Here is a 25559-nt window from a genome sequence, read left to right on the forward strand (position 1 = left end):
CCGCCGACAGCGCGCAGCCGGTGCCCACCACCCGGGTCATCAGCGGATTGCCCCCCGCCACGCTGAGCACCCGCTCGCCGTCGGTGACGTAGTCCACCTCGCCAGTGACCGCCACCACGGTAGCCAGCCGACGAGCCAGCGCCTGGGCCGCCGGCAGCGCCGCGGCGGCCGTATCGGTGGTATCCACCCCGCGCCCGCCGGCGCTCATCCCGGCCAGCGCCAGAATTTCAGAGGCATTGCCGCGAATGGCCGCCGGCTGGAAGGCCAGCAGCTCGTGACAAAAGGCAGTGCGCACGGTCAGGGCGCCGACCGCCACCGGATCCAGCGTCCAGGGCTTGCCGGCCTGACGGGCGTGCTCCACTGCGGCGCGCATCGCCACGGCGCGATCTTCGGTCAGGGTACCGACGTTAATTAACAGCGCATCGGCGATAGCGGCAAATTGCGCCGCTTCGCGGGGATCGATCACCATCGCCGGCGAGGCGCCGACGGCCAGCAGAACGTTGGCGGTAAAGGTCTGCACCACGTCATTAGTCATGCAGTGCACAAGGGGGGAATGGGCGCGCAGCAGATGGCGCAGGTGCGCGACAGGCGCGGGATTCAGCAGCTCAGGCATGGTTTGCTCCCGCCAGACGAGGTAGAAGCAATGACCCTGCGGTCTCTGACTTCCCTACGCTGGCATTATCCAGATCAGGTGGTACGGGTATTTCTCAGCCTTCAACGAAGAAGGGCACCCCGAGTCAAAATAGTGAAATTGTTAAGCGTTGTGGAATTTACCGCAACTCACCGGTTCATACAACAAGCCTTTAGCCCTGGATACGACACCTTCGCGGCCATCATGCTCATCAGGCGACCGGAAGGGATTGCATTCCGCTGCTGGCGGGCGGAAAATAATGACATCATGCGCTATTTAGCCTACCGAGGATATACGCCATGGCCGTTTATCACCATGCGCTGGTACTGATTAACAGCAGTCAGGACGGCGTCCCGCTGCTCCAGCATGCCGCCAGAATGGCAGAAGAGAACGGCATGCGCATCACCATCGCCCACATCAGCACCGATTACCGGGCGCTGAACTATGTTTCCGACAGCCTGCGCGACGATCGGGTCTCGCAGGAGGTGATCCAGGCCAAAGCCCTGCTCAACGAGCTGGCCTGCACCGTCTCCCTGCCGGTGGATACCCTCTCGCTGGTGACCACCCGCCGGTTTGAAGACGTGGAAACCTGCGTTCGGCAGCGGCAGATCGATTTAATTATTGCCGGGCACCATAACCGGCTGCTGGGCGTCCTCTCCTCACACTCGCTGGAGTACATCAACCACTTAAACCTGGACGTGCTGATCAAGCACCTGCCCTAGCGCAAGGCGGCCTGCAGCAGAGAAAAACAGTCTTCAATAAGCGGGGGCAGCGCCTGCGGGCCGCGCATCAGGGCCACTGTGCGGGCGAGCGCCGGCTGCTGCAGGTGGGCGACCCTGAGCGCCGGGTCCTGCAGATGGGTGGTGTACAGCGCCGGCAGAATCGCCACCGCTAAGCGCGAGCGCACCAGACCATACAGGGTTTCGATATAGTCCACCTGGTAGCGGGTGGTCAGCGTCAGGCGATGGCTCTCCACTAATGCCGCCACCAGCCGCTGGATATTGCCCTTCGAGAACACAGCAATATCCCGCCCCACCAGCTGTTTCCACGGCAGATGCGCCTGCGCGGCCAGCGGATCGTCGCGGTGCAGCACCGCCACGAAGGGATCTTCGCGCAGCGGATAGACTAGCAGTTCTGCGGGCAGTGAACTGTCGATCGCCCCGATGCCGAAATCAATCTCGCCGCGCTGCAGCGCCTGGATAAGCGCATCGTTGGTCTGATCGTGAAATTCAATGCGCAGACGCGGAAAGGCCTCAGCCAGGGTCTGCGGCAGCAACGGAAACAGCAGCGAACTGACCGACGGCACCAGACCGATACGCACCGTCCCGTCGCCGCCCGCCTCGACAATCTGCTGCATATCGGAAAAGGCCGCCTGCGCCACGCTGAGGATCCGCTGGGCGTGGGGTAAAATCGCCGCCCCCAGTTCAGTCAGAGTGACCGTCGCAGCGGTACGGTTGACCAGCTTACCGCCGAGTACCGTTTCAATCTGCCGCAGGGCGCTGCTCAGCGCCGGCTGGCTAATCGCCAGCCGACTGGCGGTATCGGTAAAATGGCGCAGCTGGGCCAGGGTGACGAAATACTGAAGCTGTTTAAGAGAGAGCGCGGGCAGCCGCTGCCAGGGTTCGTTCATCATCGGGTTCGCTACGGTGGTCCTGCACAATAACCCGAGCTTATCGGGTGATAAATTTATTCATCTGGGCAAACGTTTGCTGTGCCCCTAGAGTATCCGCATTATCCTTGTGCCGGAGTGGTTATGTCCAGCAATGCTCAAGTCCGCCGTCGCGCCGTGCAGGCCGCGCGCGGTGAATCCCCGTTTGATCTGCTGCTGATCGATGCGCAGATCGTCGATATGGCCACGGGCGAAATTCGCCCCGCTGACGTCGGTATCGTCGGCGAGATGATCGCCAGCGTCCACCCGCGCGGCAGTCGCGAAGACGCCCATGAAGTGCGTTCCCTGGCCGGTGGCTACCTGTCCCCCGGCCTGATGGACACCCACGTGCACCTCGAAAGCTCGCACCTGCCACCGGAGCGCTATGCGGAAATCGTCCTCACCCAGGGCACCACCGCGGTGTTCTGGGATCCGCATGAGCTGGCCAACGTCCTCGGCGTCGCTGGCGTGCGCTATGCGGTGGACGCCAGCCGCCATCTGCCGCTGCAGGTGATGGTCGCCGCCCCGTCCAGCGTCCCCTCCACGCCGGGTCTCGAAATGTCCGGCGCTGATTTCGCCGGCGCGGAGATGGAGACCATGCTCGGCTGGCCGGAAGTGCGCGGCGTGGCGGAGGTGATGGATATGCACGGCGTGCTGCACGGTAGCGAGCGGATGCAGGAGATTGTCCAGGCCGGTCTCAACAGCGGCAAACTGATTGAAGGCCACGCCCGCGGCCTGAGCGGCGCTGACCTGCAGGCCTACCTCGCCGCCGGCGTCACCTCCGATCACGAACTTACCTCGGCGGACGACGCGCTGGAAAAACTGCGCGCCGGGCTGACGATCGAGATCCGCGGCTCGCACCCCTATCTGCTGCCAGATATCGTCGCGGCGTTAAAAACGCTGCCGCACCTCTCCTCGCAGATCACCGTCTGCACCGATGACGTGCCGCCGGATATGCTGCTGGAGAAAGGCGGCATCATCGCCCTGCTTAACCTGCTGATCGAGCACGGTTTACCGGCGGTTGATGCGCTGCGATTCGCCACCCTCAACGCCGCTATTCGCCTGCAGCGCCACGATCTCGGGCTGATTGCCGCCGGGCGGCGCGCGGATCTGGTGGTGTTTGATTCCCTGGAGAAACTGGTGGCCCGCGAAGTCTACGTAGGCGGTAAGCTGCTGGCCCGCGCGGGCAACCTGCTGACACCGATCGCGCCCGCCGCGGGCGTCACGCCGCCGCGCGATACTTTGCAGATCGACCCCCTCCGCGCCGATGACTTTATTCTGCGCGTCCAGGGCATTCGTCACGGCATCGCCCGCCTGCGCCATATCCGCGGCGCGCGCTTCACCCAGTGGGGCGAAGTGGAAGTGCAGGTTCGTGACGGGAAAGTCCAGCTACCCGCCGGCTTCAGTCTGATCTGGGTCAAGCACCGCCACGGCCGCCATCAGGCGACGCCGCAAATCGCCCTGCTTGAAGGCTGGGGTGAGCTGCGCGGCGCCATCGCCACCAGCTACTCCCACGACTCGCATAATCTGGTGGTGCTCGGGCGCGACGCTAATGATATGGCGCTGGCGGCCAACCAGCTTATCGCCTCCGGCGGCGGGATGGCGCTGGCGCAACAGGGCGAGATCCTCGCCCATGTGGCGATGCCGATTGCCGGCATGCTGTCGGATCTCCCGGCCGCGGAACTGGCGCGTCAGTTCCGCGAGCTGCGCGATCTGAGCAGCCAAGTCGCCGACTGGGAGCCGCCGTACCGGGTCTTCAAGGCCATTGAAGGCACCTGCCTTGCCTGTAACGCCGGGCCGCATTTAACCGATTTGGGTCTGACCGACGGCGGCAGCCGCCAGATAGTCGACCCGTTGATAGCCTGCCGGGAGATCCCGGAGCCAACCGATCACAACAATAATCCTCAGGGAGCCTGAGCATGGCCGATAACACACTTCACTCTTCCGCCCGCGCTAACTGGCTGGAGCGCCGCTTTGCGCTGCGCTCGCGCGGCGGCACGCTACGCACCGAATGCCTGGCCGGGATCACCGGCTTTCTCGCCGCCGCCTATTTACTGGTGGTTATCCCGGGGCTGCTGGCGATCGGCGGGATGGATAAAGGCGCCGCCACCACCGGCACCATTCTGGTCTTCGTCGTCGGCTCGCTGCTGATGGCGTTTTATGCCAACCTGCCGTTTATCGTCGGCCCGGGCATTGGCGGCTCGGTGCTGGTGGGGGTGACGCTGGCCGGTAGCGAAGGGATTGGCTGGCAGACTGGCCTCGGAATTGCCTGCTGGTCGGGGATCCTCTTCTTCCTGCTGACCCGCTTTGGCCTGCGCGAAGTGGTCACCCGCTCGGTGCCGCAGTCGATCAAGCTGGGATTGACGGCCTCCATCGGCCTGTTTGTCGCCGTCCTCGGTTTTCGCAATGCCGGGCTGGTGCTGGCCAATGCGAAAACCAACGCCCTGATGCTAGGCGACTTTCTCGCCCCCGGCGCGCTGGTGGCGCTGTGCGGCCTGTTCCTGGCGATAGCCCTGCAGGCGCGTAAGGTACCGGGCGCGATTTTGTGGGCTATTTTGTGCGCCACGCTGGTGGGTATCCCGTTCGGCGTGACTAAACTGCCGACGCATTTTATCGATGCCCCCCACTCGCTGGCGCCGGTGCTGGGACAGGTTGACCTGCTGGGAGCGTTAAACATCGCCTTCCTGCCGTTCCTGTTCGTCTTTTTCGCATCTGAGTTTTTCTCCACCATGGGGACAACGCTGGCGGTGGGCGGCGAGGCGGGTCTGCTGGATGAAGAAGGCAACATGCCGCAGATTAATCGCCCGTTCATGGTCGATTCGATTGCCGCCGCGCTCGGCCCGTGGGTGGGCATTCCGGCGGCTACGGCGCTGATTGAATCTTCGGCGGCAGCGGAAGCGGGCGGCAAAACCGGCCTCACCGCCCTGTCGGCGGCGGTAATGTTCCTGCTGATGCTGCTGTTCACGCCGGTGGCGTTGATGATCCCGAAAGAAGCCACCGCCCCGGCGCTGATCCTGATTGGCCTGAACATGTTCAGCGGCCTGCGCAAAGTGGATCTTGCCAACTTCACCGACGGGCTGCCGGTGCTGATGATGGTGATGATCACCCTTATCGCCAACAGCTTTGGCACCGGGATTGCCGGCGGGCTGCTGTTTTACATTGTGATCAAGGCTATCGCCGGTAAGTGGCGGGAGATCCCGATTGGCCTGTGGGTATTGGCCGTCCCGCTGGTGTATTACTTCGCGACCTTAGTCAGGCATTAAGCCCTTCACAATGTGATTTCACCTCTTCATATAACAAACGCACCGCGGCAGAGAGCTGTTTGCGGTGCGGACAAATCAGATTCAACGGCACCACATCCCCCTGATAACGCGGCAGCAGGCGCCGCAGGCGCCCCGCCCGCAGATCGTCGCTGACGTCGAGCATCGATTTATAGGCAATGCCCTCCCCGGCGATCGCCAGCCGACGGATCACCTCGGCGTCGTCGCTCATCACCGTGCCGGAAACCTTCTGCTGCTGAACCACGCCGTCGAGGCTCAGCGACCAGCGGTCGAACGGACGGCCGCGCAAAATGTAGATCAACGCATTGTGCTGGCTGAGTTCCTCGAGGGTCTGCGGTTCGCCATGGCGGGCGATCCACTCAGGCGAGGCCACCAGCACCCGACGATTTTCCGGCGCCACCGGCAGCGAGATAAACGAAGCATCGTCGTTATTGCCATAGCGAAACGCAACGTCCACCGGATCTTTAAACACGTCGGTCAGTTGATCGGAAAAGAGCAGCCGCAGGCGCAGCGCCGGGTGGCGTTGGCGGAAATCGCGGAACAGGGTCAGGAGCAGGTTACGCCCGAGGTCCGACGGCACGGCAATCTGCAACATGCCGCGAACTTCATCATCCGGGGTCTGGATCTTCTGCAGACCGGCCTCGAGGGTATCGAGCATCTGGGTGGCGTAGGGCAGCCAGGTCTCCCCCTCCGGCGTCAGGCGCAGGCTGCGGGTCGAACGGGCAAACAGGCGAATATTGAGGATCGTCTCCAGACGCTTAATTGCCGCGCTGACCTGCGCCGGCTGCTGCCCGGCCTCGCGCGCCGCGTCGCTAAAACTGCCCAGCGCCGCGGCGCGGACAAATAAGGTCAGATCTTCCAGCCTGAACATGCTGATTCTCCCCTGCTTCAGATTGCTCCCAAAATACGCATCACCGTCGCTGCAACGCAAGCGGCACAAGACTTGCGCCGCGTTTTGCTTACACTTTTTAAAAATCCAGTGCTTGCCATTTCTGCAACGCATCAGGAATGATACGAGGCTGCTATTTTGAGTCCAGGTAATATTGAGGAAACTATGCGTAAAACAAAAATGATGCTTCTGGGCGTACTTCTTGCCACCGCTGGCGCCAGCTGGACGGCTACTGCCGCGGGGATCGATCAGTATGCGCTGAAAGAGTTCACCGCCGATTTCACCCAGTTTCACATCGGCGACACCGTTCCGGCGATGTATCTCACCCCGGAATACAACATTAAACAGTGGCAGCAGCGTAACCTGCCTGCGCCGGACGCCGGCAGCCACTGGACCTATATGGGCGGTAACTACGTGCTGATCACCGATACCGAAGGCAAAATCCTCAAAGTGTACGATGGCGAGATCTTCTATCATCGCTGATCCGCGCAATCTCCACGTCCGCCCCGGCGAGCCAGCGGACTCTCCGGCGCTGCGCCAGATCTTCCTGCGGGCGCGCAGTTTATCGTGGACCTGGCTTCCCGCCGCGGCGTGGCGGCTGGAGGATTTCGATGCCGCCACCGCGGATGAACAGCTGTGGGTCGCGGAATGCGACGGCCAGCCGGTGGGCTTTGCCGCCGTATGGACCGCCGATAATTTCCTTCACCATCTGTTTGTCGACCCCGACTGGCAGGGCAAACATATCGGCAGTGCGCTGCTGGCGCAGGTCGAACGGACCTTTACTGCCAGCGAAACGCTGAAGTGCCTGATGGAAAATAAAAACGCCCTGCGCTTCTACCAGCGTCATGGCTGGACCATCGAAGCACAGGGCGCGTCGCCCGAGGGCAGATACTGGCTGATGCGCTCGCCGCGGCCTTAAACGGCGCGGAAGGCAATCTCACCCGGGATCACTTCTCCCTGCCAGTACATCTGGGCCGCCACCCGGCCCGCCAGCTGGCGGTAGATGTCGGTAAATTCGCTGTCCGGACGCGCCACCACCGTCGGCGTGCCGTTATCCAGATCTTCCCGCAGCGTAATATGCAGCGGCAGCTGGCCCAGCAGCTGGGTGTGGTATTTCTCGGCCAGTTTTTGCGCGCCGCCGGTGCCGAAGATAGGCTCGTGATGCCCGCAGTTGCTGCAGATATGCATGCTCATGTTTTCCACGATCCCCAGCACAGGCACTTCCACTTTCTCGAACATCACGATGCCTTTTTTGGCGTCGATCAGCGCGATGTCCTGCGGCGTGGTGACCACCACCGCGCCGGTCACCGGAATGTTCTGCGCCAGGGTCAGCTGGATGTCGCCGGTGCCCGGCGGCATATCCAGCACCAGGTAATCAAGATCCGGCCACAGGGTCTCCTGCAGCATCTGCATCAGCGCCTTGCTGGCCATCGGCCCACGCCAGACCATGGCGTTGTCGTCGGTCACCAGGTAGCCGATGGAGTTGGTCGCCAGACCATATTTCATGATCGGCGCCATATGGGTGCCGTCCGGCGAGGTCGGGCGGCTGTCTTCCGCACCCAGCATGGTCGGAATCGACGGACCATAGATATCGGCATCCAGAATGCCCACCTTCGCCCCTTCCGCCGCCAGGGCCAGCGCCAGGTTTACGGCAGTAGAAGATTTACCGACGCCGCCTTTGCCGGAGCTGATGGCGATAATGTTTTTCACGCCGTTGACCCCGGGCTGGTTTTTCACCCGCTTGAGGGTCGCGATGCTGTGGGTCAGCTTCCAGTCGATGGCCTTCGCGCCGGTGATGCGCAGCAGTTCGGCGCTGCACTGCTCTTTCAGCGCTTCGAAAGCGCTGCTCCAGACGAACGGCATTTGCAGTTCAATATGGACGGTATCGTCCAGCCAGGCGACATGGTGCAGCGCCTTAAGGGCGGTGAGATTATGCTTCAGGGTTGGGTGCTGGAAATTGGCCAGCGTCCCGGCGACCATCGCACGTAGGCGCTCAGGGGATTTGGCCTGGGATTGCGAATTCATCCCGACTCCTTTGTTGTTTTGAGATGCTTTCAGTAATCACAGAGTTTATCACAGGTAACGATTATCCATATATGGGCAGCCATTTATGGCGCACCCACAGCCCTTTTGGTAATATCGGAAGCCCTTTTTACAACAGAAGATGTAATGCTCACTATGACTCAAGTCGCGAAGAAAATTCTGGTAACGTGCGCCCTGCCGTACGCCAACGGCTCCATCCACCTCGGCCACATGCTGGAGCACATCCAGGCTGATGTCTGGGTCCGTTACCAGCGAATGCGCGGCCACGAGGTCAACTTCATCTGCGCCGACGACGCCCACGGCACGCCGATTATGCTCAAAGCGCAGCAGCTCGGTATCACTCCGGAGCAGATGATTGGCGAAATGAGTCAGGAGCATCAGACCGATTTCGCCGGCTTCGACATCAGCTATGATAACTATCACTCGACGCACAGCGACGAGAACCGCGAGCTGTCGGAGCTTATCTACACCCGCCTGAAAGAGAACGGTTTTATTAAAAACCGCACCATCTCTCAGCTCTATGATCCGGAAAAAGGCATGTTCCTGCCGGATCGTTTTGTGAAAGGCACCTGTCCGAAGTGCAAATCTCCGGACCAGTATGGCGATAATTGCGAAGTGTGCGGCGCGACCTACAGCCCTACCGAGCTTATCGACCCGAAATCGGTGGTCTCCGGCGCCACGCCGGTGATGCGTGACTCCGAGCACTTCTTCTTCGACCTGCCGTCGTTCAGCGAAATGCTGCAGGCGTGGACCCGCAGCGGCGCGCTGCAGGAGCAGGTCGCGAACAAGATGCAGGAGTGGTTCGAATCCGGCCTGCAGCAGTGGGACATCTCCCGCGATGCGCCGTACTTCGGCTTCGAAATTCCCAACGCGCCGGGCAAATATTTCTACGTCTGGCTGGACGCGCCGATCGGCTACATGGGCTCCTTCAAGAACCTGTGCGACAAGCGCGGCGACACCACCAGCTTCGACGAATACTGGAAGAAAGACTCCACGGCCGAGCTGTATCACTTTATCGGCAAGGACATTGTCTACTTCCACAGCCTGTTCTGGCCGGCGATGCTGGAAGGCAGCAACTTCCGTAAGCCGACTAACCTGTTCGTGCACGGCTACGTGACGGTCAACGGCGCCAAGATGTCCAAGTCGCGCGGCACCTTTATCAAGGCCAGCACCTGGTTAAATCATTTCGATGCCGACAGCCTGCGCTACTACTACACCGCCAAGCTCTCTTCACGCATCGATGACATCGACCTGAACCTGGAAGATTTCGTGCAGCGCGTGAACGCCGACATCGTCAACAAGGTGGTTAACCTCGCCTCGCGCAACGCCGGCTTTATCAGCAAGCGTTTCGACGGCGTGCTGGCCGCGGAGCTGGCCGACCCGGCGCTGTACAAAACCTTCACCGACGCTGCGGAAAGCATCGGCGAAGCATGGGACAGCCGCGAGTTCGGTAAGGCCATCCGCGAAATCATGGCCCTCGCCGACGTGGCTAACCGCTACGTCGACGAGCAGGCGCCGTGGGTGGTGGCGAAACAGGAAGGCCGCGACGCCGACCTGCAGGCCATCTGCACCATGGGCCTGAATATGTTCCGCGTGCTGATGACCTGGCTGAAGCCGGTCCTGCCGCAGCTGGCCGCGCGTGCGGAAGCGTTCCTCAACAGCGAACTGAGCTGGGACGCCATTCAGCAGCCGCTGCTGGCGCATAAGGTCAATCCGTTCAAGGCGCTGTACAACCGTATCGAGATGAAGCAGGTGGAAGCCCTGGTAGAAGCCTCTAAAGAAGAGGTGAAAGCCACCGCGGCGCCGGTCACCGGTCCGCTGGCGGACGATCCGATTCAGGAGACCATCACCTTTGACGATTTCGCCAAAGTCGATCTGCGCGTGGCGCTGATTGAAAACGCGGAATTCGTCGAGGGCTCCGACAAGCTACTGCGCCTGACGCTGGATCTCGGCGGCGAAAAACGTAACGTCTTCTCCGGCATCCGCTCCGCCTATCCGGATCCGCAGCCGCTGATTGGTCGCCTGACGGTGATGGTCGCCAACCTGGCGCCGCGCAAAATGCGCTTCGGCATCTCCGAGGGCATGGTGATGGCCGCCGGCCCTGGCGGGAAGGATATCTTCCTGTTAAGCCCTGACGACGGCGCCAAGCCGGGTCAGCAGGTGAAATAACAAAAAAGCCGGAGAGTATCTCCGGCTTTTTTTTGCCCGGCGGCGCTATGCTAGCACGCGCCCGGGGGCAGTCGTTGTAGGCCGGGTCAGGCGAAGCCGCCACCCGGCAAAAAATCATGCCTTCGGGTTATGCACCCGCTGGGTCAGTCCGCGCAGGAAATTACGCAGAAACTGGTCGCCGCACTCGCGGTAGTTTTTGTGGTCAGGCGAGCGCATCATGGCGGTGATCTCCGGCACCGACACCCGGTATTTCTGCTCGCTCATAATCGCCTGGATATCGTCCGTTTTCAGCGAGAAGGCGATCCGCAGCTTTTTCAGCACCGTGTTGTTATTCACCCGACGCTCCAGCGCCAGCTCCGGGGCCGAATCATCTTTGCCGCGCTTGTCATAGATAAGGCCGTTAAGGAAACCCGACAGGATAATGTCCGGGCAGCGAACAAAGCCCTCTTCATCCTCTTTCGTCGTCCAGGTGTCGAAGCTGGCGGCGGTGGATTCCATAGCGGAGAGCGCGAGAATGCGCACCATATCGTTATTATTGACTTTCAGGGTGTAGCGCAGGCTACGAAGAATATCATTACTGAGCATGAGGGCCTTTTACTGTCGATGATGCAATGGGGCGCAGTGTACCAGCTTTACAGGCCAATCGCCTCTTTCGGGCTTTTTAAATAGCGCCGGCTCACCGGCACCGTTTGCCCGGCGCGCATCAGCAGCTCCGCCTGGCCATTCTCCTCCAGGCGAATCTCCTTCAGGTGCGCCATATTCACCAGGTACTGGCGATGGCAGCGCAGCAACGGCGTGCGGCTCTCAAGGGTGCGCAGGGTCAGTTCGGTAAAGCCCTCTTTTCCCTCGCGGTCGGTCACGTAGATGCCGCTCATCCGGCTGCTGACGAAGGCCACATCCTCCATCTGCAGCAGCCAGATACGACTGTGGCCGGTACAGGGAATGTATTTCAGCGTCTGCTGAGCATCATCCAGCAGCGACACATCCTGCAGATTACGCTCCTGGCGCAGGCGGGCGAGGGTTTTCTCCAGCCGGGCAGCTTCAATCGGCTTCAGCAGATAGTCAAAGGCATGCTCCTCAAAGGCTTTCACCGCGTATTCATCAAAGGCGGTGAGAAACACGATATAGGGGCGGTGCTCCGGGTCGAGCATCCCGACCATCTCCAGACCGCTGATGCGCGGCATCTGGATGTCGAGAAACAGCACGTCGGGACGCAGCTTATGCACCGCGCCAATGGCCTCCACCGCGTTGCCGCACTCGCCGACGATCTCGATATCGCGCTGTGTCTCCAGCAAAATGCGCAGGTTTTCCCGCGCCAGCGGCTCATCATCGACGATCAATACTCTCAGCATGCATTCTCCTCCAGGGGCAGACGTAGGGTGACACGGGTAAAGCGCTCCGGCTCGCAGGTGACGCTGATGCCGCAGTCGGCGCCAAAACGCGCCCGCAGCCGCCTGTCCACCAGATTCATCCCCAGCCCGCTGGCCTGGGGGTTGGCCCGGTACAGCCCGGCGTTATCTTCGATATCCAGCTGCAGCCAGCGATCGTCCTGGCTGGCGCGGATGGTAATTTCGCCGACGCCAAGATGTTGCGATGTACCATGCTTAATGGCGTTCTCCACGATCGGCTGCAGGGTAAAAGCCGGCAGCTGGTGATGCGCCAGCCCTTCCGGCACCGCCATCTGGATCTGCAGGTTAGCCTGAAAGCGAGCCTTCTCAATCTGCAGATAGGCGTTAACATGCTCGATCTCATCGGCAAGAGTGACAATTTCCGTCGGCCGTTTCAGGTTCTTGCGAAAGAAGGTCGACAGATACTGCACCAGCTGGCCGGCCTGATCGCTGTCGCGGCGGATCACCGCCTTCAGCGTGTTAAGCGCGTTAAACAGGAAGTGCGGGTTGACCTGGGCGTGCAGGAGCTTGATTTCGGATTGCGTCAGCAGCGCCTTCTGCCGCTCGTACTGTCCGGCGAGGATCTGCGCCGACAGCAGCTGGGCAATCCCCTCCCCGAGGGTGCGGTTGATCGAACTGAACAGGCGATTTTTCGCCTCATACAGTTTAATGGTGCCTATCACCCGTTGGTTCTCGCCGCGCAGGGGGATCACCAGCGTCGACCCCAGCTTACAGTGCGGATGAATCGAGCAGCGGTAAGGCACCTCGTTGCCGTCGGCGTAGACCACCTCCCCGGTCTCAATCGCCCGTTGCGTATACGAGGAGGAAATAGGCTTGCCCGGCAGATGGTGGTCGTCGCCGATGCCGGTAAACGCCAGCAGCTTGTCGCGATCGGTGATCGCCACCGCGCCGATGTCCAGCTCCTGGATCAGCACCTGGGCCACCTTCATGCTGTTCTCTTCGTTGAATCCCTGACGCAGGATCCCCTCGGTGGACGCCGCCACCTTCAGCGCCGTGGCGGAAAAGGCGGAGGTGTACTTCTCGAACATCGCCCGCTTGTCCAGCAGAATGCGCATAAACAGCGCCGCACCGACGGTATTGGTGACCATCATCGGCGCGGCAATGCTCTGCACCAGATGCAGGGCGTCCTGGAACGGGCGGGCAATCAGCAGAATGATCATCATCTGCACCAACTCGGCCACGAAGGTGATCGCCCCGGCGGTCAGCGGGCTAAAGACTTTGTCCGGCCGGCCGCGTTTGACCAGCACGCTGTGCACCAGACCGCCCAGCAGCCCCTCAACGATGGTGGAAACCATGCAGCTTAAGGCGGTCATTCCCCCCAGCGAGTAGCGGTGCAGGCCGCCGGTGAGCCCTACCAGCCCGCCGACCACCGGCCCGCCGAGCAGGCCGCCCATCACAGCGCCGATGGCGCGGGTGTTGGCGATGGAGTCTTCGATATGCAGACCGAAATAGGTCCCCATAATGCAGAAAATGGAGAAAGTGACGTAGCACAGCAGCTTGTGCGGCAGGCGAACGGTGACTTGCATCAGGGGGATAAACAGTCGGGTTTTGCTCATCAACCACGCGATGACCAAAAATACGCACATCTGCTGAAGCAGCAGCAACACCAGATCAAACTCGTACATACCCGCAAACCACACATGCCTGAAAGCGCGTACCATACCCTGCCTGGCGAAAACTTTCTTTGAAGCCCTGCATAAAAATGAAAAATGACGGCCAGGATCACACTTTTTTGCGGCGCGTTGCGCAGCAAACGCGGCAAAAAGCCCGGCGCGGCGCGCTAAACCGCAATTAATGTTTCATTAACACCTGCGCTTCACCGTATAATCCCCCTGTTAACATCAGGAGCCTATTATGAAGCCAGCGAAAATCGCGGTCGTCACTCTCTTCTTACTTATGGCCATCGGCGGGATCAGCGGCGTAATGCTGGCCGGCTATTCCTTTATTGTGCGTGGCGGTGTCGGCTGATCCAGCGGGTCAGACGCTCAAACGCGCGGTCGACGATAATCGCCGCCAGGGCCACCAGCAGCGCCCCCTGAACAATATAGGCGGTATTAAAGCCGCTCAGGCCGATGATGATCGGCGTCCCGAGCGTACTGGCCCCCACCGTCGAGGCAATGGTCGCGGTACCAATATTGACGATAACCGAGGTGCGGATCCCCGCCAGGATCACCGGGGCCGCCAGCGGAAGCTCCACCTTATACAGACGCTGCCAGCCGGTCATTCCCATCCCTTCAGCCACACCTGACACCCCAGGCGGTATCGAACCCAGCCCGGCCAGTGTCCCCTGCAGCACCGGCAGTATGCCATACAACGCGAGGGCTATCAGCGCCGGCAGCCAGCCAAAGCCCAGCACCGGCACCGCCATCGCCAGCACCGCCACCGGCGGAAAGGTCTGCCCGATAGCGGCGATGGTCTCCACCAGCGGACGAAACGCGCCGCCGGCGGGCCGGGTGACCGCCACCCCAGCCCCCAGCCCGATTGCCGTTGCCGCGAGGCTGGACGCCACCACCAGCCAGCCGTGATCGAGAGTGAGCGCCCAGAAGCTCTCCTGCTGGTAGACCGGCCGCGGCAGTTCCGGGAACAGCCGACTGAACAGCGGCGCGCTGTAGGGCAGCCCTGCCAGCAGGCCGATAAACAGCGCGATAAGCCACCACAGCGGCTCACGAAGCGCCTTCATGGCTCATCTCCTGACGCAGCAGATCGGCAAAATGCAGCGTACCGCAGGGCCTGCCTTCGGCATCGACCACCGGCAGCATCTCGCAGCGCCGGGCGACAAACTGCGACAGCGCTTCCCGCAGGGTCATGGTGACGGTCAGCCCCTCGCCCGCCAGCCGTTCGTCGGGACGCAAATAGTCCCCTACCTCGCGCAGCGACAGCAGGCGCACGCCCAGCTCGCTGCGGCCAAAAAAGGTCTGTACAAAGCTATTTTTCGGTCGCAGGAGCATCTCCAGCGGCGCCCCCTGCTGGACCACCTCGCCCCCGTCCATCAGCACCAGGTGGTCCGCCAGACGCAGCGCTTCGTCAATATCATGGGTCACCAGCACAATCGTCCGTCCCAGCAGACGGTGGATGCGCAGCATCTCCTGCTGCAGCGCCTCGCGGGTCACCGGGTCGAGGGCGCCGAAGGGCTCATCCATCAACAGCACCTCCGGATCTGCCGCCAGCGCCCGCGCCACCCCCACCCGCTGCTGCTGGCCGCCGGAGAGCTGATGCGGGTAACGGTCGCGCAGCGTCGCCTCCAGCCCCAGCAGCGCCATCAGCTCGTCGATCCGGTCGGCGATCCTTGCCCGCGGCCATCTTTGCAGCTGCGGCACGGTGGCGATATTCTGCGCCACCGTCCAGTGGGGAAACAGGCCGATGGACTGGATGGCATAGCCCATCCGCCGCCGCAGGGTCAGGACCGGCTGCAGGCGGATGTCCTCGCCGGCAAAGCGAATAGTGCCCCGGTCCGGCTCCAGCAGACGGTTGATCATCTTCAGCGTCGTCGACTTGCCCGAGCCGGAAGTCCCCACCAGCACCGAGAAAGCGCCTTCGCGCAGCTCCAGGGTCAGGTCCTTCACCGCCGGGTGGCCGGCAAACACTTTGCTGACCCCTTGAAATTCAATCATTGGCCTCTCCTTTTAGCCAGGCGCCCCACAGGGCGAACAGGGCATCCACCACCACCGCCAGGGCAATGGTCGGCACCACGCCCAGCAGCACCAGATCCAGCGCACTGCTCAGCAGCCCCTGAAAAACCAGCGCGCCAAAGCCGCCGGCGCCGATCAGCGCGGCCACTACCGCCATGCCGACGGTTTGCACGCTGACCACCCGCAGGCTGCGCAGCAGTACCGGCATCGCCAGCGGAAGCTGCACCTGACGAAAGCGCTGCCCGGCGCTCATGCCCATTGCCGTCGCGCTTTCCAGGGCATCCTGCGGCACCTGCTGCAGGCCGGTCACCACCCCGCGCACCAGCGGCAGTAGCGCATAGAGAGTGAGAGCGATCAGGGCTGGCGCCACGCCGGTCCCGGAGACGCCCAGCTCGCCCAGCGTCGGGAAATAACGCGCCAGACCGGCAAGCGGCGCAATCAGCAGGCCAAAAAGCGCTACCGACGGAATAGTCTGGATCACATTGAGCGCGGTGAAAGCCGGCGCCTGCCAGCGCGGACGCCGCCACAGCCATACCCCCAGCGGCAGGCCAATCAGCAGGCCCGGCAGCAGGGTGCCGAACAGCAGAAGCAGATGCTGGCGCAGGGCGTCATCAAATACCTCCTGACGGTTGGCATACTCCTTCAGCAAGGAGAGCTGATCGAGCGCCCCGATAGCGAGCAGGATGATGGGCAACAGCCAGACTTGCGCATTGAGCAGCCAGCGCCAGAGCGGCCGGACGGTAAGATGACGGATGGCCTCGCTGGCCAGCAGCAGACAAAGCGCCAGCGACAACCACAGGCCGCTGCCGGGCGAGGTGCGCGCCAGCGGCGAGCCGTGGCGGGAGAGCTCAAGCGCCGCCTGGCCGCTGCCCCAGATAAGCAGCGGGAAGAGCAGTTCGGCCAGCAGCAGGTGGAGAAGCGGCGCGGCCCTGCCTGGCAGCCAGCAAAGCAGCATCCCGGCAAGGGCCGCCGCCAGCTGAACGCCGGCGAGCCAGGGCATTACCTGCCACAGCCCGCGCCCTTCCCCGGAGAGTAAGCGATTCGGCGCGTAAGTAATAAACGGCAGCGCCAGCGTAACCAGCAGCAGACCTGTCAGCAGCAGGCCGACGCGATGAGTACAGCGAATGGTCACCGGTGGCTTACTTCAGCAGGCCTTTCTGCTGCAGATAATCTGCCGCCACGCGCTTCGCATCCTGGCCCTCCACCGCAATGCGGGCGTTCAGCTGCTGCAGCGTTTTTTCATCGAGGCTGGCGAAGACCGGCTGCAGCCAGTCGGCGATCTGCGGGTAGGCCTTCAGCACCGCCTCGCGCACCACCGGCGTCGGGGCATATATCGGCTGCACGCCCTGCGGGTCGCTCAGCGTCTGTAACCCCAGGGCCGCCACCGGGCCATCGGTGCCGTAGGCCATCGCCGCGTTAACGCCGGAGGTCTGTTGCGCTGCCGCTTTGATGGTCACCGCCGTATCGCCCCCGGCCAGCGACAGCAGCTGGTTCTGGTTGAGGTTGAAACCATACGCTTTTTCAAACGCCGGCAGCGCGTCCGGGCGCTCAATAAATTCCGCCGAAGCCGCCAGCTTAAATTCGCCGCCCTGCTTCAGGTAGCGACTGAGGTCGGCCAGCGAGGTCAGCTTATTTTTCTCCGCCAGGTCCTGGCGCACGGCGATAGTCCAGGTGTTGTTGGCCGGCGCCGGGGTGAGCCATACCAGCTGATGTTTCTCCTGATCGAGGCGCTTCACCTTCTCATAGCCCTGTTGGGCATTCTTCCACGCCGGGTCGTTTTCATCTTTGAAGAAGAAGGCGCCATTGCCGGTATATTCCGGGTAGATATCCAGCTCGCCGGCGACAATCGCCCCGCGCACCACCGGCGTGGTGCCGAGCTGGATTTTATTAATCGTTTTTACGCCGTGGCTTTCCAGCACCTGCTGGATCATATTGCCCAGCAGCGCGCCTTCGGTATCAATTTTCGAGCCGACCTTCACCGGCTCCGCCGCCTGCAGCGGTAAACTTATCAGGGCGGCCAGCGCCAGCGCGCCGGACCATGTCGTTGCCATCTTCATCCCGCTTCCCTCAGTTCTTTTGCGCTTCGCTTACAGAAGCTTAAGAGAAAAGCGTAGCCCATTTGCCAGCGATGCGAAAAAGAAAAGGCCGATTAATCGGCCTTTAAAGCGTGACGTTGGGCTTAAGAGCGATACCTTACAACAGCTCAAACTCGCTCTGCTTCACGCGGGCGGAGTCCACGCCGATAAAGACATTAAATTTGCCCGGCTCAGCAACGTATTTCATTTGCTGATTCCAGAACTTCAGCGCGTCGACGTCGATTGGGAAGCTAACGGTTTGCGTTTCGCCCGGTTTGAGGGTGACCTTTTTAAAGCCGCGCAGCATTTTCACCGGCCGGCTCATGGAGGCGGTGACGTCCTGTAGGTAGAGCTGGATCACCGTCGCCCCTTCGCGATTGCCGGTGTTGGTCACCTGCACGCTGGCGGTCACGCTGCCATCGCGCGGCATGGTGGCCGACGACATGTTGACATCGGAGACGCTAAAGGTGGTGTAGCTCAGGCCGTAACCAAACGGATACAGCGGGCCATTGGCTTCATCGAAGTAACGCGAGGTGTACTTGTTCGGCTTCTCCGGATTATACGGCCGGCCGGTATTCAGGTGGCTGTAGTAGGTTGGGATCTGCCCCACCGAGCGCGGGAAAGACATCGGCAGCTTGCCCGACGGGTTGTAGTCGCCAAACAGCACGTCGGCGATGGCGTGGCCGCCTTCGGTGCCGGCAAACCAGGTCTCCAGCAGCGCATCGGCTTGCTGATCCTCTTTCACCAGCGCCAGCGGACGCCCGTTCATCAGCACCAGCACCAGCGGTTTGCCGGTGGCTTTAAGAGCGGCAATCAGATTGCGCTGGCTCTGCGGCAGGGTGATATCGGTCCGGCTGGAGGCCTCATGCGCCATGCCCTGCGCCTCGCCCACCACGGCGACCACCACATCGGATTGCTTCGCCGCCGCGACCGCTTCGTCGATCATTTCCTGCGGCGAGCGTGGGTCAACCTGCACCGCGTTCTCATACAAATTGAGGAAATCGACAATGCCTTTGTCATCGGTAACGTTCGCCCCTTTGGCGTAAATCACTTTGCCGTTATCGCCCAGCGCTTCTTTGATGCCGGTCAGGACGGTCACCGACTGGTCGGCCACCCCGGCCGCGGACCAGCTGCCCATCATGTCGCGCTTGCTGTCCGCCAGCGCGCCCACCACCGCGATAGTGCCGGATTTTTTCAGCGGCAGCGTATCAAGACGGTTCTTCAGCAGCACCAGGCTCTCGCGAGCCACTTCGCGCGCCTCTTTACGATGCAGACGACTTTCCGCATTGGTGTCCTGCGGGTCAGAATCTTTCGGTCCCAGGTGGCTGTAGGGATCGTTGAACAGTCCCATATCATATTTCACGTTGAGCACGTGTCGGGTGGCATCATCCAGCTCGGCCATGGTCACCTTGCCGGACTTCACCAGCCCCGGCAGGTACTTACTGTAATACTCGTCGCTCATGCTCATGTTGATGCCGGACTTCAGCGCTACGCGCACCGCGTCTTCCGGGTCGGAGGCCACGCCGTGCTTAATCAACTCTTTGATGGCGCCGTGGTCGGAAACGGTGATGCCTTTAAAGCCCCACTGGTCGCGCAGGACGTCTTTCAGCAGCCAGGAATCAGAGGTCGCCGGGGTGCCGTTCAGCGAGTTCAGGGCTACCATCACCGCGCCGCTGCCGGCATCAAGCCCGGCTTTATACGGCGGCATATAGTCGTTGAACAGGCGCTGCGGGCTCATGTCGACCGTATTGTACTCTTTCCCGCCCTCCACCGCGCCGTAGGCGGCGAAATGCTTGACGCTGGTCATCACCGAATAGCGGTCCGCCGGGCTCTTGCCCTGCATCGACTCCACCATCGCCTGGCCCATCATCGTGGTCAGATAGGTGTCTTCCCCGAACCCTTCGGAAGCGCGTCCCCAGCGCGGGTCGCGGGAGACGTCGACCATCGGCGCCCAGGTCATGTTCAAGCCGTCATCGGCGGCTTCATAAGCTGACACGCGGCCCACGGTCTTCACCGCATCAAGGTTAAACGACGAGGCCAGGCCGAGGCTTATCGGAAACACGGTACGCTGACCGTGCAGCACATCGTAGGCAAAGAACAGCGGGATCTTCAGGCGGCTAAGCTGCATCACCTGATCCTGCATTACACGGATATCCGGGCGGGTAACGGTGTTAAAAATCGCCCCCACCTGACCGTTCTTGATCATTTCACGGATCGCCTCTTTCGGGTTATCCGGGCCAACGCTTATCAGACGCAGCTGGCCGATTTTCTCGTCCACCGTCATTTTTTTCAGCAGGTCGGTGACAAAGGCATCCCGCGCCTGCGGGGTCAGGGGGTGGTTACCAAACAGTTCATCCGCCAGCGCGGGTTGCAGCGCCAGACTCACGGCGACGCCTACAGTGCAGAGCCATTTCATTGTTATCTCGCTTTATCTCAGACGGGGACTCGGTAAAACATAATAAAAACCGCAGTTTGCCATATATATAAACAACGCGCCCGCAGAATGCTAAGGTTCTTCTCTGATTTTTGCGAAACATTCATGCATCAAATTGTCATACAAAGCGCTATGCTTATCCTCGATATTTCGCGCACCACCACAAGGAGTGGAACATGTCATCTGCACCCACTGACACCCATAAAACGTTTCTGGCTGACCTGGCGCGCCTGGTTGGCCCTTCGCATCTGCTGACCGACCCGGCAAAAACCCAGCGCTACCGCAAAGGCTTCCGCTCCGGTCAGGGCGAGGCCCTGGCGGTTGTCTTTCCCGGTACCCTGCTGGAGCTCTGGCGCGTGCTCAACGCCTGCGTAGACGCCGATAAAATTATTCTGATGCAGGCGGCCAACACCGGCCTGACCGAAGGTTCGACCCCCAACGGCAATGATTACGATCGCGAGATCGTGATTATCAGCACCCTGCGCCTGGACAAACTGCATCTGCTGGACAAAGGCGAGCAGGTGCTGGCCTGGCCCGGCACCACCCTCTATTCGCTGGAAAAAGCGCTCAAACCGCTGGGACGCGAACCGCACTCGGTGATCGGTTCGTCATGCATCGGCGCATCGGTCATCGGCGGGATCTGCAACAACTCCGGCGGCTCGCTGGTGCAGCGCGGGCCGGCCTACACTGAGATGTCGCTGTTCGCGCAGATTGACGCCGACGGCAAGCTGAAGCTGGTCAATCATCTGAGCATCGATCTCGGCAGCACGCCGGAGCAGATCCTCAGCCGCCTCGATGACGAACGGATTAGCGATAGCGATGTCCTGCACGACGGCCGCCATGCCCACGATCACGACTATGTCACCCGCGTGCGCGATGTCGATGCCGACACCCCGGCGCGCTATAACGCCGACCCGGACCGCCTGTTCGAATCCTCCGGCTGCGCCGGCAAGCTGGCGGTTTTCGCCGTGCGTCTCGATACTTTCCCGGCGGAAAAGCGCCAGCAGGTGTTTTACATTGGCACCAACCAGCCGCAGGTATTGACCGAGATCCGCCGTCATATCCTCGCTGAGTTCCAGCATCTTCCGGTGGCGGGGGAATATATGCACCGCGATATTTACGATATCGCCGAGAAGTATGGCAAAGACACCTTCCTGATGATCGACAAGCTCGGCACCGACAAAATGCCGTTCTTCTTCACCATGAAGGGGCGCACCGACGCGATGCTGGAGAAAGTCTCGCTGTTTAAGCCGCACTTTACCGACCGCTTTATGCAGAAACTCGGCCACGTCTTTCCGGCACATTTACCGGAGCGGATGAAAACCTGGCGTGATAAATATGAACATCATCTGCTGCTGAAGATGGCTGGCGACGGCATCGAAGAAGCGCAGCGTTGGTTGACGGAGTACTTCCAGCAGGCCGAGGGGGATTTCTTCGCCTGTACGCCGGAGGAAGGCAGCAAGGCGTTCCTCCATCGCTTTGCCGCCGCCGGCGCGGCAATCCGCTATCAGGCGGTGCATGCCGACGAAGTCGAAGATATTCTGGCGCTGGATATCGCCCTCCGGCGTAACGATACCGAGTGGTTCGAACATCTGCCGCCGGAGATCGACAGCCAGCTGGTGCATAAGCTCTACTATGGCCACTTTATGTGCCATGTGTTCCATCAGGATTACATCGTCAGGAAAGGGGTCGACGCCCACGCGCTGAAGGAAAAAATGCTGGAGTTACTGAAAGCGCGCGGCGCCCAGTATCCGGCGGAGCATAACGTGGGTCATCTGTATGAGGCCCCGGAGAGCCTGCAGCAGTTCTATCGCCAGAACGATCCCACCAACAGCATGAACCCGGGGATTGGTAAAACCAGCAAGCAGAAATACTGGGGTGAAGCGGCCCCAACGCCAGCCTCTCCGGCGGATCCGCAATAATCGACGGCAGGACTATTCAGCCTGGCGCTTCTGTATTACGCTGCACGCCGGAGAATGTTTCTCCGGCAGATTCAGGAGCGCCGCCATGCCCGCAGAGGCCCCGTTACTCGACAGTGATTTAGAAATTCGCGAAGCGCTGCCCGACGATGCGCACGCCATCGCCGCGCTGTATGTCTGGCACGTGCTTAATGGCCGCGCCTCCTTCGAAGAGATCCCCCCCACCGTTGACGAAATGCGTAAACGGATCCAGACCGTGCGCGACAACGGCCTGCCGTGGCTGGTAGCGCTGTGGCGCGGGGCTATCGTCGGCTACTGCTATGCCACTTTCTATCGCCCGCGTCCGGCCTATCGCTACACCCTCGAGGAATCGATATACGTGGAATCCGGAATGGGCGGACGCGGCATCGGCAGCGCGCTGCTGTCCAGGCTAATCGCTGAGTGCGAGAGAGGCCCGTGGCGGCAGATGCTGGCGATCATCGGCGATGGCCATAACAATGCCGGCTCGCTGGCGATCCATAAAAAGTTCGGCTTTACCGTGGCGGGTCAGCTGCGCAGCGTCGGCTACAAGATGGGCGACTGGCGGGATACGTTGATTATGCAGCGCGCGCTGGGTGACGGAGACTGGACGCTGCCGGAGTGATATCCGGCGCCAAATCCCCGGCTCGCGGCGTAAACGCCTTAGCCGGGCTACCGTTCAGCGCGGTTACGGAGAGGCGTCAGCCGCCATCCTGCACAAACACCGGCACTCGGCCTGATTGCCCGGCGGCGCTGCGCTTGCCAGGCCTACGAAGGGGATGAACCCGCCGCCAAATCACGTAGGCCGGATAAGGCGCGAGCCGCCATCCGGCACATACGCGGCACGGTGTCGGCTATATTGTCCGGCGGCGCTGCGCTTGCCGGGCCTGCGAAGGGGGCAAACCCGGTGCCAAATCACGTAGCCCGGATAAGGCGCAATGCGCCGCCATCCGGGAGACATGCAGATTAATCGTTCTGCGCGGTCTGCGCGCCGCCTTTCAGCATCGCCTCCGCCATCTGCGCTTCGCGCTGCTTTTTATAGCTCAGCGCCGAGGCGGGTACCGGCATCACCTTCCCGGTTTCAATCCAGGTCCGCAAGCGGCTGGCGTCAGCGAAGTGGGTATATTTGCCGAAGGCATCCATCACCACCAGCGCCACCGGACGTTGGTTAATCACCGTGCGCATAATCAGGCAGTGGCCGGCAGCGTTGGTGAAGCCGGTTTTGGTCAGCTGAATGTTCCAGTTATCGCGATACACCAGATGGTTGGTGTTGCGGAACGGCAGGCTGTAGGCCGGATGGGCGAAGGTGGCGGTCTCTTCTTTGGTGGTGCTCAGCTGGCCGATCAGCGGATACTGCTCGCTGGCGATCAGCAGTTTGGTCAGATCGCGGGCGGTGGAGACGTTATGCACCGACAGGCCGGTGGGCTCCACGTAGCGGGTATGGGTCATGCCCAGCGCCTGGGCTTTGGCGTTCATCGCGCGAATAAAAGCGTCGTAGCCGCCCGGATAGTGATGCGCCAGGCTGGCGGCCGCGCGGTTCTCGGAAGACATCAGCGCCAGCAGCAGCATATCGCGGCGACTAATCTGGCTGTTGAGGCGCACGCGGGAGTAGATCCCCTTCATTTCCGGCGTATGGCTGATATCCACCGTCAGCATCTCATCCAGCGGCAGATGGGCATCGAGCACCACCATGGCGGTCATCACTTTGGTGATCGACGCCATCGGGCGCACCAGATCCGGCTGGCTGGCATAAATGATTTTTTTCGTGGCCAGATCGACGATCATGGCGCTGCCGGAGGCAATTTCCGGCTGCGAGGCGGTCACCGCCGTCGGGGTTTTTGCTAACGCCTGGGGCGCAAAAGGCACAGCCAGCAGCAAGGTCAGGCTGAGCAAAGAGACTCGAAATTTCGGCATCATGGGCATTCTGAAAAGTATTTTTGCACGTTATGGAACGTACGCCGCGAGGTTAAGTGGGCAACTTCGCTGGCAAACGCCATCATACCGCGCCGTAAGGCCCTGTGCCTAATAAGAATCGTGAAGAAATGCTGCATTGCCGACATAAAATACATATTTGCCGGCAATGCATATTTACCCGTGTCGCCCGATCAGAAGAGTCGGTAGCCATACCCCCAGAGCACCACGGTGATGGCCAGCAGCACTTCCAGCACCAGTACCCCAATAGCTAGCGTCGAGCTGGCAAAGCTTAACCCCTCTTCCCGATTAATGCTCAGGAAGGTCGGAATGCCGAGATACAGCAGATACCCGGTATAGAACAGCGCAATAGTACCGACCAGCGCGCACAGCCAGACCAGCGGATAGAGCGCCACAATCCCGCTCAGAAACAGCGGGGTGGCGACGTAGCCGGCAAACACCATGCAGCGTTTCAGGGAAGGCTGCTGCGGATACTGCCTCGCCATCCACCAGATGACCCGCCCCATGATCGCCACCCCGGCGAGCATCACGGCGTAAAACAGCACCGCCAGCGCCAGTCCGGTCAGCATCGACAGTTTAATCACGGTGCCATCGCCGAAGTTCCAGCCCAGCTGCGTGGTGCCGATAAAGGCGCAGATTACCGGAACCGCCGCCATCAGCAGCACATGATGCGTATAGTGATGAGAAATGGTCTCATTCTCGCTCTTAATCACGCTCATTTCCCGGTTGGGATGAGCGAAGAGCCCCCAGACATGGTTCATAGCGTCCCCCTTGTCACGGCTTCGTACTGCACTGATCCAAGTATAATTCACCCTGTAGATTATTTTATGTACAGCACAGAAAATTCTGCGTCGCCGCGTTTTGGTCAGCAGGGTGTATGATTAAGAGGTGATGAGGTAAGGAGAAAAGCTTTTTATGGATATCAATCACCTGATTTCCCAGTATGGCTACGCGGCGCTGATCGTCGGCAGCATGGCGGAAGGTGAGACCATTACCCTGCTGGGCGGCGTCGCGGCGCATCAGGGGCTACTGAAATTTCCCCTGGTGGTGATCGCCGTCGCCCTCGGCGGGATGATTGGCGATCAGCTGCTCTATCTGGTCGGTCGCCGCTTCGGGGGACGCATCCTGTGCCGTTTCGCCAGTCAGAAAGCGCGGATCCGTAAAGCGCAGCGTATGATCCAGCACCGGCCGTGGCTGTTTGTCATCGGCACCCGCTTTATGTATGGCTTCCGGGTAATCGGCCCCCTGCTGATCGGCGCCAGCCGCCTGCCGCCGCGCATTTTCCTGCCGCTGAATATTGTCGGAGCGCTGGTGTGGGCCCTGCTGTTTACCACCATTGGCTATCTCGGCGGCGAGGTGGTTGGCCCGTGGCTGCATCATCTGGACGCCCATCTGAAGCACTGGATCTGGCTGATCCTCGCGGTGGTGGTGGTGGCCGCCCACTGGTGGCTCAGGCGGCGCGAGAGTAAGAAGAAAGACTAA

General features: G+C 61.2%; 24 protein-coding genes and 1 riboswitch. Of the genes, 10 read left to right on the forward strand and 14 right to left on the reverse strand.

Features of this window, described 5'->3' with window-relative positions; translation table 11 throughout:
* Positions 1-613, reverse strand: a 613-nt coding sequence (gene thiM / locus BHE81_RS10820; RefSeq protein WP_199612195.1) for a hydroxyethylthiazole kinase, incomplete at its 3' end; no start/stop codon positions are given.
* A 34-nt stretch (positions 614-647) separates the two neighbouring features.
* Positions 648-745, reverse strand: a riboswitch (TPP riboswitch).
* A gap of 185 nt (positions 746-930) precedes the next feature.
* Here thiM and BHE81_RS10825 point away from each other — a divergent pair.
* Complete coding sequence (locus BHE81_RS10825) at positions 931-1353, forward strand: universal stress protein (RefSeq protein WP_004151130.1); 423 nt, start codon at positions 931-933, stop codon at positions 1351-1353.
* Here the strand turns inward: BHE81_RS10825 and BHE81_RS10830 are convergent.
* Positions 1350-2264, reverse strand: coding sequence for a LysR family transcriptional regulator (locus BHE81_RS10830; RefSeq protein ID WP_004175111.1), 915 nt, complete (start codon positions 2262-2264; stop codon positions 1350-1352). The genes BHE81_RS10825 and BHE81_RS10830 overlap by 4 nt on opposite strands.
* Before the next feature lie 120 nt (positions 2265-2384).
* On the opposite strand from BHE81_RS10830, the gene BHE81_RS10835 reads away from it, so the two are divergent.
* Positions 2385-4196 (forward strand): adenine deaminase, encoded by a 1812-nt coding sequence (locus tag BHE81_RS10835; RefSeq protein ID WP_110246514.1) that lies wholly within the window; start codon positions 2385-2387, stop codon positions 4194-4196.
* A 2-nt stretch (positions 4197-4198) separates the two neighbouring features.
* The gene (locus BHE81_RS10840) at positions 4199-5542 is read left to right on the forward strand and encodes an NCS2 family permease (protein WP_002912743.1); all 1344 of its coding nucleotides are present in this window, start codon (positions 4199-4201) and stop codon (positions 5540-5542) included.
* Here BHE81_RS10840 and BHE81_RS10845 read toward each other — a convergent pair.
* Entirely contained in the window at positions 5532-6431 is a 900-nt protein-coding gene (locus BHE81_RS10845; protein ID WP_004149074.1) for a LysR family transcriptional regulator, read from the reverse strand. The two genes, BHE81_RS10840 and BHE81_RS10845, sit on opposite strands and share 11 nt — an antisense overlap.
* A 183-nt stretch (positions 6432-6614) precedes the next feature.
* On the opposite strand from BHE81_RS10845, the gene BHE81_RS10850 reads away from it, so the two are divergent.
* Both BHE81_RS10850 and BHE81_RS10855 read left to right on the forward strand, forming a co-directional pair.
* Positions 6615-6932 (forward strand): RcnB family protein, encoded by a 318-nt coding sequence (locus tag BHE81_RS10850; RefSeq protein ID WP_002912749.1) that lies wholly within the window; start codon positions 6615-6617, stop codon positions 6930-6932.
* Positions 6907-7368 (forward strand): GNAT family N-acetyltransferase, encoded by a 462-nt coding sequence (locus tag BHE81_RS10855; protein ID WP_110246513.1) that lies wholly within the window; start codon positions 6907-6909, stop codon positions 7366-7368. Before BHE81_RS10850 ends, BHE81_RS10855 begins: the two co-directional genes overlap by 26 nt.
* Here BHE81_RS10855 and apbC read toward each other — a convergent pair.
* Complete coding sequence (gene apbC / locus BHE81_RS10860) at positions 7365-8474, reverse strand: iron-sulfur cluster carrier protein ApbC (RefSeq protein WP_002912751.1); 1110 nt, start codon at positions 8472-8474, stop codon at positions 7365-7367. The genes BHE81_RS10855 and apbC overlap by 4 nt on opposite strands.
* Before the next feature lie 153 nt (positions 8475-8627).
* Between apbC and metG the strand changes: the two genes are divergently transcribed.
* Complete coding sequence (metG, locus tag BHE81_RS10865; RefSeq protein ID WP_002912753.1) at positions 8628-10661, forward strand: methionine--tRNA ligase; 2034 nt, start codon at positions 8628-8630, stop codon at positions 10659-10661.
* Between the two features lie 114 nt (positions 10662-10775).
* Here the strand turns inward: metG and BHE81_RS10870 are convergent, their stop codons facing one another.
* The 3 genes from BHE81_RS10870 to BHE81_RS10880 are packed head-to-tail and all read right to left on the reverse strand — an operon-like array spanning position 10776 to position 13695.
* A complete protein-coding gene (locus BHE81_RS10870) occupies positions 10776-11246 on the reverse strand; it encodes a DUF1456 family protein (protein ID WP_002912756.1) in 471 nt (156 codons plus the stop codon).
* 47 nt (positions 11247-11293) lie between these two features.
* Positions 11294-12013: a two-component system response regulator BtsR gene (btsR, locus tag BHE81_RS10875; RefSeq protein ID WP_149888802.1), complete on the reverse strand. Its 720-nt coding sequence runs from the start codon at positions 12011-12013 to the stop codon at positions 11294-11296.
* A complete protein-coding gene (locus BHE81_RS10880; protein WP_002912760.1) occupies positions 12007-13695 on the reverse strand; it encodes a sensor histidine kinase in 1689 nt (562 codons plus the stop codon). Before BHE81_RS10880 ends, btsR begins: the two co-directional genes overlap by 7 nt.
* A 229-nt stretch (positions 13696-13924) precedes the next feature.
* On the opposite strand from BHE81_RS10880, the gene BHE81_RS10885 reads away from it, so the two are divergent.
* Entirely contained in the window at positions 13925-14038 is a 114-nt protein-coding gene (locus BHE81_RS10885) for a protein YohO (RefSeq protein ID WP_002912762.1), read from the forward strand.
* Here the strand turns inward: BHE81_RS10885 and BHE81_RS10890 are convergent.
* The 5 genes from BHE81_RS10890 to bglX form a co-directional block, all read right to left on the reverse strand.
* Positions 14013-14750 carry an ABC transporter permease gene (locus tag BHE81_RS10890; RefSeq protein WP_004180609.1) on the reverse strand — a complete coding sequence of 246 codons (738 nt, stop codon included), beginning with the start codon at positions 14748-14750 and terminating at the stop codon, positions 14013-14015. The genes BHE81_RS10885 and BHE81_RS10890 overlap by 26 nt on opposite strands.
* Positions 14734-15681, reverse strand: a complete 948-nt coding sequence (locus tag BHE81_RS10895; protein WP_110246512.1) for an ABC transporter ATP-binding protein — start codon at positions 15679-15681, stop codon at positions 14734-14736. Before BHE81_RS10895 ends, BHE81_RS10890 begins: the two co-directional genes overlap by 17 nt.
* Entirely contained in the window at positions 15674-16831 is a 1158-nt protein-coding gene (locus BHE81_RS10900) for an ABC transporter permease (RefSeq protein ID WP_004144224.1), read from the reverse strand. Before BHE81_RS10900 ends, BHE81_RS10895 begins: the two co-directional genes overlap by 8 nt.
* A gap of 7 nt (positions 16832-16838) precedes the next feature.
* Positions 16839-17756, reverse strand: coding sequence for an ABC transporter substrate-binding protein (locus BHE81_RS10905; RefSeq protein ID WP_002912823.1), 918 nt, complete (start codon positions 17754-17756; stop codon positions 16839-16841).
* A 136-nt stretch (positions 17757-17892) separates the two neighbouring features.
* Entirely contained in the window at positions 17893-20190 is a 2298-nt protein-coding gene (gene bglX / locus BHE81_RS10910; RefSeq protein ID WP_002912825.1) for a beta-glucosidase BglX, read from the reverse strand.
* Between the two features lie 194 nt (positions 20191-20384).
* Here bglX and dld point away from each other — a divergent pair, with 194 nt between their 5' ends.
* Together dld and BHE81_RS10920 are read left to right on the forward strand one after the other, a co-directional pair.
* A complete protein-coding gene (gene dld / locus BHE81_RS10915) occupies positions 20385-22130 on the forward strand; it encodes a D-lactate dehydrogenase (RefSeq protein WP_110246511.1) in 1746 nt (581 codons plus the stop codon).
* Positions 22131-22215: 85 nt separating this feature from the next.
* Positions 22216-22770 carry a GNAT family N-acetyltransferase gene (locus BHE81_RS10920; protein WP_064151709.1) on the forward strand — a complete coding sequence of 185 codons (555 nt, stop codon included), beginning with the start codon at positions 22216-22218 and terminating at the stop codon, positions 22768-22770.
* Positions 22771-23111: 341 nt separating this feature from the next.
* Here the strand turns inward: BHE81_RS10920 and pbpG are convergent, their stop codons facing one another.
* Complete coding sequence (gene pbpG / locus BHE81_RS10925; protein ID WP_004180615.1) at positions 23112-24062, reverse strand: D-alanyl-D-alanine endopeptidase; 951 nt, start codon at positions 24060-24062, stop codon at positions 23112-23114.
* A gap of 188 nt (positions 24063-24250) precedes the next feature.
* Complete coding sequence (locus BHE81_RS10930; RefSeq protein ID WP_002912831.1) at positions 24251-24838, reverse strand: Yip1 family protein; 588 nt, start codon at positions 24836-24838, stop codon at positions 24251-24253.
* A gap of 154 nt (positions 24839-24992) precedes the next feature.
* Here BHE81_RS10930 and BHE81_RS10935 point away from each other — a divergent pair, with 154 nt between their 5' ends.
* Entirely contained in the window at positions 24993-25559 is a 567-nt protein-coding gene (locus BHE81_RS10935) for a DedA family protein (protein WP_110246510.1), read from the forward strand.

The sequence above is a fragment of the Klebsiella sp. AqSCr genome, from assembly GCF_008452795.1.
Taxonomy (GTDB): domain Bacteria; phylum Pseudomonadota; class Gammaproteobacteria; order Enterobacterales; family Enterobacteriaceae; genus Klebsiella; species Klebsiella pneumoniae.